The 13,996-nt window shown below is 67.9% G+C and carries 5 protein-coding genes; 2 read left to right on the top strand and 3 right to left on the bottom strand.

The genetic code is table 11. From position 1 onward, the window contains the following. Together DDF62_RS17765 and DDF62_RS17760 are read left to right on the top strand one after the other, a co-directional pair. Positions 1-7,798, top strand: a 7,798-nt coding sequence (locus DDF62_RS17765; protein WP_165832287.1) for a calcium-binding protein, incomplete at its 5' end; no start/stop codon positions are given. Positions 7,799-8,260: 462 nt separating this feature from the next. After that, entirely contained in the window at positions 8,261-9,403 is a 1,143-nt protein-coding gene (locus tag DDF62_RS17760) for a tetratricopeptide repeat protein (protein WP_165832286.1), read from the top strand. On the opposite strand, the gene DDF62_RS17755 is transcribed toward DDF62_RS17760, so the two are convergent. The 3 genes from DDF62_RS17755 to recF all read right to left on the bottom strand — a co-directional run bounded on the left by DDF62_RS17755 (position 9,400) and on the right by recF (position 13,950). Continuing rightward, a complete protein-coding gene (locus DDF62_RS17755; protein WP_116490335.1) occupies positions 9,400-10,251 on the bottom strand; it encodes a hypothetical protein in 852 nt (283 codons plus the stop codon). The two genes, DDF62_RS17760 and DDF62_RS17755, sit on opposite strands and share 4 nt — an antisense overlap. 73 nt (positions 10,252-10,324) lie before the next feature. Then, entirely contained in the window at positions 10,325-12,775 is a 2,451-nt protein-coding gene (gene gyrB, locus DDF62_RS17750) for a DNA topoisomerase (ATP-hydrolyzing) subunit B (protein WP_116490334.1), read from the bottom strand. Then, complete coding sequence (gene recF, locus DDF62_RS17745) at positions 12,772-13,950, bottom strand: DNA replication/repair protein RecF (RefSeq protein ID WP_116490333.1); 1,179 nt, start codon at positions 13,948-13,950, stop codon at positions 12,772-12,774. The genes gyrB and recF overlap by 4 nt, the downstream gene beginning before the upstream one ends. Between the last annotated feature and the right edge of the window lie 46 nt (positions 13,951-13,996).

Below are 13,996 nucleotides of genomic sequence, written 5' to 3'. Positions count from 1 at the left end.
CCGCCTGCTGTCCAGCGGCGCCTCCGTCACCGAGGCCCAGGCCGTCCGCTACGACCTGGCCGGCCGGGCGGTCTTCCAGGCCAACGCCAGCCTCAACGGCGCCACCTGGACCGTCGGCGACGCCCGCCAGACCCAGTACAACGCCTTCGGCGAAGTGGTCGCCCAGGGCGTCAACGGCGGCGCCCAGCAGACCTACGCCTACGACGCCGCCGGACGGGTCTGGCGCGATCTCGGAAACGACGGCGTCGCGCGCCTCCATGTCTACGACGCGGCCGGCAACCAGACCCTGACCATCGCCTCCTCGGGCGCCGACCTCTCGGCCCTCGGCCTGACCGGCGCCCTGGCCCTGGCCACCGGCGACGGCGCCCACGCCGTCGGCGCCGCCCCCGTCGCCGGCCTGACCACCACCATCACCGCCTTCGACGCCCGCAACCAGGCGATCGCCACCCGCCAGCCCTTGCGCGAGACCAGCGCCGGCGTCTTCGCCGCCATCCAGACCCAGAAAACCTACAACGCCTTCGGCGAGACCATCTCGCAGACCGACGCCCTCGGCGGCCAGAGCCTCTACACCTACAACACCCTGGGCAAGCTCCTGACCTCCGCCCTGCCCACGGTGAACGTCACCGACGAGACCGGCGCCGTCCACGCCGTCTCGCCCACCACCACCAACTACTACGACGTCTCCGGCCGCCTCGTCGCCCTACGCGACGCCAACGGCGCCCTCACCACAAGACAACTCCTCGCCGGCAGCGGATATGGCGACGACCAAGCGCTGTTCACCGTGGAGCGCCACCCGGACGGCGGCGTCGCCCAGATCGGCTACGACGTCTTCCACGATGCGCGTTTCGCGATCAACGAAGTGGGCGCGGTAGAGACCCGCACCTATGACGGCATGGGCCGCCTGGTGAGCCTGGCCCACACCTCCAAGTCCACGCCCCTGACCCTGCGGGGAACCACGGGCAAGGACGAGTTCGACATCCGCGGCCCGTCGGTCCTCGAAGGCAACGGCGGGGCGGACGTCTTCAGCTTCAACCGCGGCGTCGGCTCGGTGGTGATCAACGCGTCCGGCGGCAGGTCGAGCGGCGCCGTGCTCCAGTTCGACGCCGGGACCTCGCTGGCCGACCTGGCCTTCAGCAACGACTCCAGCGGCAATCTGGTCATCATCAACGCCCAGGGCGACCGGGTCCACGTCACCGACCAGTTCTCGACCGGATCCTACGGCGTCTCCCAGATCAAGTTCGCCGACGGCTCGACGCTGAGCCAGCAGCAGATCATCGACCTGGTGACCACCGGATCGGCCGGGAACCGGCGCCTCTACGGCACCGCGGGGGCCAACACCTTCGACAGCCGCGGCCAGGCGTTCTACGCCCAGGGTAACGGCGGGGCCGACGTCTTCCTCTACAATGCGGGATACGGCGCCCTGGAGATCGCCGCGACCGGTTCGGGCTCCATCCTGCGGATGGGTCCCGGCTTCACGGCCGAAAACCTGGCGATCTCGAGCGATGCCTCGGGCAACCTGATCATCGGCGGCGGCGCCAACGACCTGATCCAGGTCAACGGCCAGTACGGCAGCACGGTGGCGGGGATCGACCTCATCGAGTTCGCCGACGGCACGACCCTGACCCGCCAGCAGCTGGCGGAACGGGTGATGACCGGCTCGCCCCTCAACAGCAGCCTCTATGGCACCTCGGGGAACAACTACTTCGACGGCAAGGGCGCGGCCCACTACATCCGTGGCAACGGCGGGACCGACACCTTCGTCTACAAGGCCGGCTACGGCGCGCTGGAAATCGACCAGCAGGGCGGCAACAATTCGATCCTGGTGCTGGGCGAGGGCCTGACGACCTCGAACCTCACCTTCACCAACAATCTCGTCAACGACCTCATCATCACCGGCGCCAATGGCGACCAGATCGTCGTCAGCTATCAATTCTCCGCGCCCTTCGTCGGATCATTGTGGGGCGTGGGGCTCATCCAGTTCGCCGACGGAACGACGCTGAACCGTCAGCAGCTGGCCAGCCTGGTCACCACCGGATCGGCCGCCAATCCCAACATCTATGGCAGCAGCGGCGCGGACATCATCGACAGCAAGGGGCTCGCCGGCTTCGCCCAGGGCAATGGCGGCGGCGACACCTTCATCTACAACGCCGGTTACGGCGCGCTGACGATCGACAATCCCAACAGCTCCGGCTCCATCCTGCAGTTTGGCGCGGGCATCACCCTGGCCGGCCTGACCTTCAGATCCGATAGCAGCGACCTGATCATCACCGGCCAGGCGGGCGACCAGATCACCGTCGAATACCAGTCCGGCGGCTCCTACTACGGCATCAGCTCCTTCATGTTCGCCGACGGGACCACGCTCACCCGCGAACAGGTCGCCCAGATCACGACGCCGCTCTGGCCGTCGGGCACGTCGCTGAACGGTACGACCGCCGCCGAGACCCTGGTCGCGACCGCGGGCGTCACCTACATCAACGGCCGGGGCGGCAACGACACCTTCGTCTTCAACGCCGGACACGGCCCGCTCGAGATCACCCAGTGGGGCGGATCGGGAACGACCCTGCAGCTGGGCGCGGGGCTCACCCTTTCCAACCTGTTCTTCGACACAGCGGGCGGCGACCTGATCATCACCGGTCCCAACGGCGACCGGATCGAGATCAACGACCAGTTCGTCAGCGGAACCTACTATGGCGTCGCATCGGTCCTGCTGGCCGACGGCACGACGCTCAACCGCGCGCAGCTTGGCGCCATGGTGACGACCGGCTCGGCCGCCAATCGCAACATCTATGGCACGGACGGCGCCGACGTCATCGACACCCATGGCCAGGCCCACTACGTCGATGGTCGCGGCGGAGCCGACACGATCCTCTACAACGTCGGCTACGGCGCGCTGCAGATCAACCAGGGCAACGCCGCCAACGCCGTCCTGCGGTTCGGCGCCGGCTACACGCTGGCGGACCTGACCCTCCGCGCCACCAGCGGCGGCTCCATGATCATCAGCGCCGCCAACGGCGACGTGATCGAGATCACCAGCCAGTTCAGCAGCGGAGACTATTACGGCGTCAAGTCGATAGAGTTCGCTGACGGCTCCACGCTCAGCCGCCAGCAGATGCTGGATATTCTCTCGGTCGGCTCGGTCGCCAACCGCTTCCTCTACGGCACCACGGGCGTCGAGACCTTCGACAGCATGGGGGCGGCCCGCACCGTCAACGGCAAGGGCGGAGCCGACACGTTCCTCTACAATGTCGGTTACGGCGCGCTGGAGATCGACCAGTACCAGTACGGCGGCTCCGGCTCGGTGCTGCGGTTCGGCGCAGGCATCAGCCTGGCCAGCCTGACCTTCTCCGGCACCACCGGCGATGACCTGATCATCACCGTCGGCGGCAAGGGCGGGGTCAAGCTCACCGATCAGTTCTACATCAACTCCGCCACGGCTCCCTTCTCCTACGGCGTCGACACCATCGAGCTGGCCGACGGCACCACGATCGGCCGCCAGCAGATGCTGGCGCTGGCCACGACCGGCTCGACCGCCAACCGCCTGTTGTACGGAACGCCCGGGGGCGAAGTCTTCGACACCAACGGCGTGGCCAACTACATCAAGGGCAACGGCGGCGACGACACCTTCCTCTTCAACGTTGGCTACGGCGCCGTGCGGATCGAGGCCGATGCAGGACCGAGCGCGACCAGCACCTCGGTTCTGCAACTGGGCCCCGGCATCACCGCCGCCCAGCTGACCTTCACCGGCAGCGGCAGCAACCTGATCATCGCCAACGGCACGGGCGACAACATCGTCCTGGTCAACCAGCTGACCAGCGCGCGCTATGGCGTCAGCGAGATCCGCTTCGCCGACGGCAGCATCCTGAACCGCCAGCAGTTCATGGGCCTCTACGGCAGCACCCAGAGCCTCATCGACAGCTACACCTATGACGGCCTGGGCCAGCGGATCCGGCACTCGAACTCGCAGCTGGGCACCAACGCCCTGGCCGAGCGCACCGACTACGACCTCGACGGCCGGGTGGTGTCGCAGATCGACTTCAACGGCTATGCGACAACCTACGCCTATGCCTATGACGCCTCGCTGGCCACGACCGGCCTGGGCGTGTTCGGCGGCTGGATCCAGACCATCACCAACACCGCCGGCCTGATCTCGACGGCCCAGGCCGACTATTTCGGGCGCTCGCTCGGCGGCGTGGACTTCGGCGGCCGCACCTCGAACCTGACCTACGATGTGGCCGGCCGCCTGGTCCAGAAGACCAACAGCGCCGGCCAGGACCTGCGCTACACCTACTTCAACACCGGCGCCCTGGCCTCGGAGAGCAACCTGAGCTTCGGCCTGACCGGGGCCCAGTCGGTCCAGTCCTACGGCTATGACGTCGCCGGCCGGCGCACCCGCGAGACCCAGGTCGTCACGACCAGCGCCTATGACGAGTTCGGACAGGTCTACCAGGCCAGCCGCTCCCTGCAGGACGCGTCGATGACCTACGACGCGCTGGGCCGCGTCACGCGCCTGGTCGACAGCGGCGAGGACGCCGCCAATCCGATCGACATCAACTACGAGTACGACGCCAACAACAACGTCCGGCTCGTCGCCTCGACCTATCGCGACCTGGTGTCGGGGGCGCTGGTCAGCAAGAACCAGTGGTACCGCTACGACAGCATGAACCGCTTCGTGACCACCGGCGGCGCCCTGCTCGACGCCCAGGGCGCGGTCACCCAGGTGCGCGGCGCGGCCGGCAACACCATCGGCCGCGGCGAGACGGGCGTCGACCTGACCTACGACCGGGCCGGCCGCCGCATCTCGGCGACGTCGACGGGCAACGCCGAGACCTACACCTACACGCCCAGCGGCTATCTCTCGACGGTTCACATCAACGGCAAGCTGCGCGTGCAGAACGTGCGCGACAGCATGGGCCGCCTGCTCTCGCACAGCGAATACAACGCCGACGGCAAGATCGCCTACAGCGAGGATTCGACCTACGACGCCGGCTCGCAGGTGATCACCTCGCAGACCTCGACCCTGCAGTCGGACGGCGCGATCGTCACGGCCAGCACCACCTTCGACTACAAGGCCGATGTCGGCGGCGGCGTCTATACCGGCGCCTATATGGGCGGCGTCGTCACCCACAGCCGCACCACGGCGTCCCAGATCAAGTCGGGGCAGACGACGGCCCAGCCGACCAGCGACACCGTCAACACCTATGTCTGGTGGGACGGCCCCAAGCAGAGCGTGATCTCGATCCGGCCCGACATCACCAAACCGGCGGTCAACACCTCGACCTTCACCTACGACACCAGCGGCAACGTGGTGTCGGTGGCCATCCAGGACGGCCGCCCGCGCACGGTGCACTACGTCTCCAACGCCGCCGGCCAGATTTTGTCGCGCAAGGAAACCAGCGCCTCTTCCGCCAACCCGGTCGAGTACTACTACCGCTTCAACAACATCCAGCGGGCCAACATCGGCAACGACGGGGCCAACGGAAAGACCAACTACGCGGCCTCGATCGCCCAGCGCTCGGCCCCCGCGCAGAGCACGGCCTTCCAGGGCGGCTCGCCGTCGTCCTATGCCGACATGGACCAGCAGTACGACGCGCTGAACGCCAACTCCCTGGCCGAGGCCGAAGGCGCGCCGACCTACACGGTCGTGCCGGGCGACACCCTGCAGTCGATCGCCGCGGGCCTGTGGGGCGACGCCAGCCTCTGGTACCTGATCGCCAACTTCAACGGCCTGACCGGCTCAGAGACCCTGGTGCAGGGCACGCGGATCCAGATCCCGGCCCAGGTCACCAACGTCCACCACAGCAGCGACACCTTCCAGGCCTACGACCCGACCCGGGCCCTGGGCTCGGTCGCCCCCGATCAGGTGGCGCCGGTCCAATCGCGCAAGAAGCAGGGCTGCGGCGTCATCGGCCAGATCCTGGCCGTGGTCGTGGCTGTCGTGGTGACCTCGCTCACCGCCGGTGCGCTTGGCATACAGACCGCCTCCTTCCTGGGAAAGATCGCGATCGGCGCCGCGGCCAAGGCGGTGGGCGACGTGGCCGGGCAGATCGTGGGCATCGCCACGGGCGTGCAGGACAAGTTCAGCTGGAAAAGCGTGGGCATGGCGGCCATCAACGGCGCCGCCGGCGGAGCGGTGGGGGTTGGTGGCCCGGGAAATCTGGGCACGCAGATCGTCCGCGGCGTCGCAACCAACGTCGTAACGCAGGGGGTCGCCGTCGCCACGGGACTCCAGTCCAAGTTCGACTGGACCAGCGTGGCGGTCAGCGCCGTCGGAACGGCTGTCGGCGGCGGCGTCGCCAGGGCCGTGGGCGGCACGTCCTGGGCCCCGGCCGACTCGATCCGCAACATGGCCCTGGCCGGCACCGCCGAGCTGCTGGCCAGCGCGGGCGCGCAATCGCTGCTCACCGGCACTGACTTCGGCGACAACGTCAGGTCCATGCTGCCCAGCGTGGTCGGCAGTACGATCGGCCGGGCGATCACGGACAGGATCGAAGCCAGAAAGGTCAGGCCTATCGAGACGGTCTCGGTGGATCCCTCGACCGAGGTGCGTCTCTCCTCCAGCGGCAATCCCCCGCTCGAGGCGATCCGGCCGGAAGATCCTGGCGCCCTCACCCACGCTCCATTTGTCGATCTGGCCGATCTGACGACTGACTACGTTGGGAGCGGAACAGGCCTCGCTCCCATTCCCAACACTACGGCCAGCTTGGGGGGGGCCAACTCGGTCTACGGCAGCAGCGACCACACCATCGTGGACCCGATCGTCGTGTCCGCACGCAGGCCGGTCGTCGTGGAAGCAGGCGGTATTGCACGCGCTGCTCCCAGAACCGATAGCTTCGGGGCGACCCTGGACGTCACCACCTCCGGCGAAGTCATCGTCACGGCGGCGCCCCAGTCCTGGCTCAGGACTCAATACAACCGGGCGGTCGATTTCGTATCGTATTCCGTGCCGAAGGCCGCCAACGACTTCTTCCGGGGCCTGGACTATCAGCCTGCTCAGAAGCGATCGTGGGGACCTGCAACACTGCGCGGCATGAGCCGCTTTGAAGTGGCCACCGCAAACTACCAATACCGACTGAACGAAGGCTACAACGCAGCCGATCGGGGAAGAAGCGTTTACACCGCGCGCTCGGTGACGAACTCGGCGCCGGAAAACTTCGGCCTCACGGTCAATGGCACCGGGCGTATTGCTCTCAGCTGGATAGCCGGCGGCAGCGCGCCGATCAGCGGTACTTTCGACACGGTGATGTCCGTTGGCAGAGGTCAGGGCCTTTGGGCCAATTCTGCCACCCGCGCTGACTCCGACAGCCTCCAAACCCTGCTGTCGGTTGGATCCATGGCGATCAACCCGGTGCTGGCAGCTCGCGGCGTCGGAGGCGCGGCTCCGCTCGCCCTCGAGAAAGGAACCGTAACCTTCTATCGCGTGGATGATCTGGCCTTCCCTCCTCGGATCGCGTCAGATGGCACGATACCGGTGGTGATGACCAGAAAGACCGGTGAACGCGCACTATTTGTAGGCTTCGATGAAGACCGCGCGATGGAGTTCGCAATGGTAAACCGGAACGGCCAGGCGACGATTACATCGGGACAGGCAGACGCGTCGGTCTTGCAGCGCTTAAGACTTAATTCATGGTACGATAAAAGCGAAGGAGCACGCCTAAACCCCAACTCGCCGCTCTGGGTCGACATCCAAGCCCACGACCAATATGGGTTACGCACATCCCAACAGATACAGATGCTGAGGGAAGCCATTCACCCCGACACGGTCCGCGTTGTTGATGTTTCAAAGACTCAAAACAGGTAAATTAATGACAGATATATTCATAATAGCATTCCGCGTAGTCCATGGCGAAAATTCCATCATGCCCCCTCACTTCAAGGGCGCATACGTAAGTTGCTACGCGCTGTCTGATAATTATGAAAACGCGACCAAGTCATGCATCGCAGCCCTCAATACAGACGGCTTACTGATAGATGAAATATATAGCGACATACACTCTATGCGCATAGACCAGTGGGGACAACATATAATCGATCAATGGCCAGATCGCGTCGATCACCTCCCAGACCAAAACGAGTTCGAGAAGACGATAAGATCAGGAGGCGTTGTTTACGGACCATTTGGCGGCTTCACATGACAGCAAGAAAGCGCGGAAACACTCACATCGAGCCCTACCAGCCTTGCCGCCCTCATCGCCGCCCCATAGGCTGATCCCTCGCACCCTATAGTCCCGCGCTCCCATCACCGTTTACCTCGGCGCCCATGATGTCCCAAACCGTATCCGCGCCTGCCGCGTCCAGCTTCGAGCGCCTGTCGGGCTTCCTGCGTATCGATCCGTCGAACCTGCGGCTGATCGAGGACGCGGCCGGGGCGGCCGTCGAGGAGGGGCGCTGGGCGGAGGTCGCCGGGCTGGTCGAGCGCTATGCCGGGCTGGCTCCGCTGTCGCCGCGCCTGCGCAACCTGGCCGGGCTGGCGGCGATGGGCGAGGGCCGTCACGCCGACGCCGTGGCGCTGCTGGAGCCACTGCTGGCCGAGGCGCCGGAGGATCCCCGCCTGCGGTTCAACTTGGCCTGGGCCAGCGCCATGACCGCAGCCCCCGAGGCCGTCGTCGCCCTGGTCGACGAGGCCGTGATCGCCGCCGCGCCGGCCGCCGCCGCGCTCAAGGTGCAGGCCCTGCACCGGCTCGGGCGACTGGACGAGGCCCTGGCCGAGGGCGCGGCCTATGTGGCCGCCGGCGTCCAGGACCAGGCCCTGATGAGCGCCTTGGCGGTGGCGGCCGTCGACGCCGAGAACACCGAACTGGCGCGCGCCTACGCCCTCAAGGCCGGCGACACCCATGAAGGCCTCTCGACCCTGGCCGCCCTGGCGCTGGACCAGGGCGAGGTGTCCGAGGCCACAGACCTGTTCGATCGCGCCCTGGCCGTCGACCCGACCAGCGGCCGCGCGCAGCTGGGCAAGGGGCTGGCCCTGCTGGCCCAAGGCGACTCCGCCGCCGGCACGGCCCTGGTCGAAGCCGCGGCCACGCGCTTTGGCGACCATCTCGGCTCGTGGATCGCCGCCGGCTGGGGCCATTTCGCGCAAGGCGACCTGGTCACGGCCCGCCGGCTGTTCGACAAGGCGCTGGCGCTGGACGACAGTTTCGCCGAGTCGCATGGCGCCCTGGCGGTCCTGGACGCGCTGGACGGCCGGATCGACGCGGCCACGCGGCGCTGCCAGGTGGCCCTGCGCCTCGACCGCGCCTGCCTTTCGGCCGCGCTGGCCAAGAGCCTGATGGCCGCGATGCAGGGCGACGCCGGCGCCGCCGAGCGCATCCGCGCCGCCGCCCTGAACACCCCGCTGGGGCCCGACGGCCGCACCCTGGCCCAGGCCATGTCGCAGCTGGCGTCGGGCGTCGGCCGGGTCGTCTAGCGGTCGGCCCGTCCGTCGCGTTCGGCGCGCATGGTCGTGACGACCTGGCCCAGCTGGGAGCCGCCGGGCGAGTCCGGCTTCACCGTCTGCAGGCCGCGCAGATAGGCCCGGTCCATCGGCGAGGCGTCGCCCCTGCCCTCCTCGGTGAAGAGGTTCAGCACCGTGTTGAACCCGGCATAGTCCTGGTCGGCCCGGGCCGAGGCCACGCCCGCCAGCGCCACATAGTCGGCCAGCCCCGCCAGCTTGCGCCCGCCCATACGCCGGCGATCGACCACCACGAACTGGTCCTGGATCACGCCCACCACCGAGGTGCGCACGCGCGAGCCGGCGCTGCTGGTGGTATACATCAGCAGGTCATTGCCCAGGCCGTCGGCGCTGACCGCCCCGCGCATCACGTCGACCTCGGCGAAGTTGGTCCACACCCGCACCGGCCGGTCGGTGGTGGCGTAGCGCTCGAAGCTCACCGGCCGCTCGCGGTCGACCCAGAACTTGCCCGCCGCCCTGGCCTTGCGCACCAGCGTCTCGGGCTCGTCGGCCAGCACCACGGTGAGGTTGGGCCGGCAGCCCTTGGCCGCCATCCGCACCCCGGCCGCGCGCGCCGTCTGGCTGATGCGGTCGTGCAGGTAGCGGTTCTCTTCCGTGCGTCCGCCCGCCACGTAGGGGCACAGCGCCGCCGACCACATCATCACCTTGCCGGCCGGCGTCAGGGGCGTGGCCCGCCGCACGAAGGCCGGATATGGATCCACGCCCTTGGGCGAGACCTCGACCTCGTCGACCGCCGGCGGCGGCGGCGCCCCTTGCGGAACCGAAAGCGCCAGCATCGCGGCCGCCAACATCGAAACCGGCATGAAAAACCCTCCCAGGTCGCTCAACCTGGGAGGGTTTCACAGAACGTCGCTCGCCCGCAAGGGCCAAGCTTCGTCAGACGTCGACTTCGGCGTCCAAGGCGTTTTCCTGGATGAATTCGCGGCGCGGTTCGACCAGGTCGCCCATCAGGCGGCTGAACATGTCGTCGGCGTCGTCGGCGTGGTTGACCTTGACCTGCAGCAGGGTGCGGGCGTCGACGTCGAGGGTGGTTTCCCACAGCTGGTCGGGGTTCATCTCGCCCAGCCCTTTGTAGCGCTGGATGGTCAGGCCCTTGCGGCCGGCGTCGAGCACGGCCTGGACCAGGTCGAGCGGACCACGGATGGTGGTCGACTTGTCCTTGCGGCGGAACACGGCCGGCTTTTCGAACACCTCGGCCAGCTTGACCGCGCGTTCGGCCAGGCGGCGGGCGTCGGCGGCGTGCAGCAGCACGTCGTCGAGCACGATGCGTTCCGACACGCCGCGGCGCACGCGGCTGAACACGAAGCCGGTGTCGCCACGTTCGCCCGACCACGGACCGTCGCCCTCCTCGTTGTAGAGGTTGAGGCGCGCGGCCGCGGCGTCGGCGTTGGGGGTCTCGCCCAGCAGGCCGCCCAGGGCGGCCTGCTCGATGGCCGAGGCCGGAGCGCGGGCCGCCAGGCGGTCGATATTGGCCTTGGCCGAGCGGGCCAGCTGCACCAGGGCCAGGAGGTCCTGGCCGATCAGGCGCTCGCCCGAGCCCAGGTCGAGCTCGGCGCCGTCGACGCCCTCGTCCACCAGGAAGGCGTCCATCTCGGTGTCGTCCTTGAGGTAGCGCGACGACTTGCCCTTGCTGGCTTTGTAGAGCGGCGGCTGGGCGATGTAGATGTAGCCGCGCTCGATCAGCTGCGGCATCTGCCGATAGAAGAAGGTCAGCAGCAGGGTGCGGATGTGGGCGCCGTCGACGTCGGCGTCGGTCATCAGCACGATCTTGTGGTAGCGCACCTTGTCCGGGTTGAAGTCGTCGCGACCGATGCCGGCGCCCAGCGCCGTGATCAGCGTGCCGATCTGGTCGGACGACAGCATCTTGTCGAAGCGCGCCCGCTCGACGTTCAGGATCTTGCCTCGCAGCGGCAGGACGGCCTGGTTGTCGCGGTTGCGGGCCTGCTTGGCCGAGCCGCCGGCCGAGTCACCCTCGACGATGAAGATTTCGGACTTGGCCGGGTCGCGTTCCGAACAGTCGGCCAGCTTGCCGGGCAGGCTCGTGATATCGAGCGCGCTCTTGCGGCGGGTCAGTTCGCGCGCCTTGCGGGCGGCTTCGCGAGCCGCGGCCGCCTCGGCGATCTTGCTGACGATCTGCTTGGCTTCGTTCGGGTGTTCCTCGAACCAGGTCGAGAGGCCCTCGGCGACCATGCTTTCCACGGCCGGGCGCACTTCCGACGAGACCAGCTTATCCTTGGTCTGCGAGCTGAACTTGGGGTCCGGCACCTTGACCGACAGCACGCAGGTCAAGCCCTCGCGGCTGTCTTCGCCGCCCAGGTTGACCTTTTCCTTCTTCAGGATGCCCGAGCTCTCGGCGTAGCTGGTGATCACGCGGGTCAGGGCGCCGCGGAAGGCCGAAAGGTGCGTGCCGCCATCCCGCTGCGGGATGTTGTTGGTGAAGCACAGCATGTGCTCGTGGTAGCTGTCGTTCCACCACAGGGCCAGGTCCAGCTCGACCTTGTCCTTGCGGCCGCGCACGATGATCGGGGCCTTGAGCAGCGGAGTCTTGGCCTTGTCGAGGTGGCGCACGAAGGCCTCGATGCCGCCCTCGAAGAACAGCTTCTCTTCCCACGGCTCGGCGTCGCGGTTGTCCCTGAACCAGATGGTCACGCCCGAGTTCAGGAACGCCAGCTCGCGCAGGCGGTGCTCCAGGGTCTTCCGGTCGAATTCGATGAAAGCGAAGGTGTCCTTGGACGGGAAGAAGGTCACCTCCGTGCCCGTCAGGACCTCGCCAGCCTTGGGGCCGTCCTCGCGCACCGGCGAGACGCCGGTCTCCTTCAGCGAGGTCACCGCGTCGCCGCGCTCGAAGCGCATCTGGTGGACCTTGCCGTTGCGGTGGATCAGCAGCTCCAGCCAGTCCGACAGGGCGTTCACGACCGAGACGCCCACGCCGTGCAGGCCGCCCGAGACCTTGTAGCTGTTCTGGTCGAACTTACCGCCGGCGTGCAGCTGGGTCATGATGACCTCGGCCGCCGAGACGCCCTCGCCCTCGTGGATGTCGGTGGGGATGCCGCGGCCGTCGTCGGTGACCGTCACCGAACCGTCGGCGTTGAGGATCACCTGGACCTTGGTGGCGTGGCCGGCCAGCGCTTCGTCGATGGCGTTGTCGACCACCTCGTAGACCATGTGGTGCAGGCCCGAACCATCGTCGGTGTCGCCGATATACATGCCCGGGCGCTTGCGCACCGCATCCAGGCCCTTGAGGACCTTGATCGAGTCCGCGCCGTATTCGCCGGCGACGGCTTCTTCGGGAACTTCGGGGACTTGGCCTTCGGTATTCTCGGTCATTCGTCTTCCAGAGCCGTAGACTCAATGGGGGTCAGGCCGGCCTCGCTGACGCGAACGCCCAACGCCCGACCCTTGAGATGGTCGAACAGCGACTCGTCCGTGCCGGTGAGGAAGGCCTGGAGCTTGAGCGCCGTGAGTTCGTCGGCCAGAGCGGCTCGCCGGGTGAGGTCGAGATGCGCGGCGACTTCGTCGAGCAACACTATAGGATTCGGCGCGGATTCCGCACGCGAAAGTCTCGCCGCCTGGGCCAAAACCAGGTTCAAAATCAGCGCTTTTTGCTCTCCGGTGGAGCATTCCGAGGCCGGACGGTCCTTGTCGACGTGGAACACCGCCAGATCGCCCCGGTGCGGGCCTGTCAAGGCCCTGCCCGCGGCCCCGTCGCGCGGCCTTGCGGCGGCCAGGGCCTGGGCCAGCTGAAGCTCGATCTCGGCCGCCGGGACCCCGTCCAGGGCCATCAGCTCCCAGGCGCCGGTCAGGGTCAGGCGGGCCTGCGGAAACGGCCGGTCGCCGCGCCCGTCGATCTCGGCTTGAAGCGCCGTCAGGGTCCGCGCCCTCGCCTGCGCCATCAGCGCCCCGGCCTGCGCCAGACGAGCCTCCAGCACGGTCAGCCAGGCCGGATCGGCCGGCGCCCCGCCGTCGGCCGCGTCGCTCAGCAGCCGCATGCGCTCGCGCTGGGCCTTGTCGTAGGCGTTGGCGTGGCTGGCATGGGCCGGCTCGGCGGCGAACACCAGCCGGTCGAAGAACTTGCGCCGCTCCGAGGCGGCCTCGAGGAACAGGCGGTCCTGGGCGGGGGTCAGCCACATGGGCCGCACGTGGTCGGCCAGCCGGCCCGGCGGCACGGTCTCGCCCTCGAGGCGGACGATGCGGCGCGAGGCCCCCGCCAGTTCCGTTCCGGTGCCGACCTTCAGGACCTCGCCGTCGGCCTGCTCGATCTCGGCGGCCACGGCCCAGGCCCGGCAAACGCCCTCGCCCGGCATGCGGCGGCCCACCTCGGCCAGGCTCGACCCGCGCAGGCCCTTGCCGGGCGACAGCAGGCTGACGGCCTCCAGCAGGTTGGTCTTGCCCGAGCCGTTGGGCCCGAACAGATAGACGCTGCGCCCGCCGGTCAGGAGATCGGCGCGCTCGTAGGATCGGAAGTCGGTGAGCCGCAGGCGGGCGATGGTGGCGGACGCCATGGCGCCTCTGTAAGCCACGTCGCGGACGGCGTCACGCCTTGGCTGG

Source organism: Caulobacter radicis (assembly GCF_003094615.1).
Classification (GTDB): Bacteria; Pseudomonadota; Alphaproteobacteria; order Caulobacterales; family Caulobacteraceae; genus Caulobacter; species Caulobacter radicis.
The sequence above is the reverse complement of the archived record's forward strand: the minus strand, read 5'-3'. Positions and strand labels throughout refer to the sequence as shown.

Bases quoted from the DNA above. Each gene is read 5' to 3' on its own strand.
- DDF62_RS17755 (WP_116490335.1), bottom strand. From the start codon at position 10,251: ATGCCGGTTTCGATGTTGGCGGCCGCGATGCTGGCGCTTTCGGTTCCG.
- recF (WP_116490333.1), bottom strand. From the start codon at position 13,950: ATGGCGTCCGCCACCATCGCCCGCCTGCGGCTCACCGACTTCCGATCC.
- DDF62_RS17760 (WP_165832286.1), top strand. From the start codon at position 8,261: ATGTCCCAAACCGTATCCGCGCCTGCCGCGTCCAGCTTCGAGCGCCTG.
- gyrB (WP_116490334.1), bottom strand. From the start codon at position 12,775: ATGACCGAGAATACCGAAGGCCAAGTCCCCGAAGTTCCCGAAGAAGCC.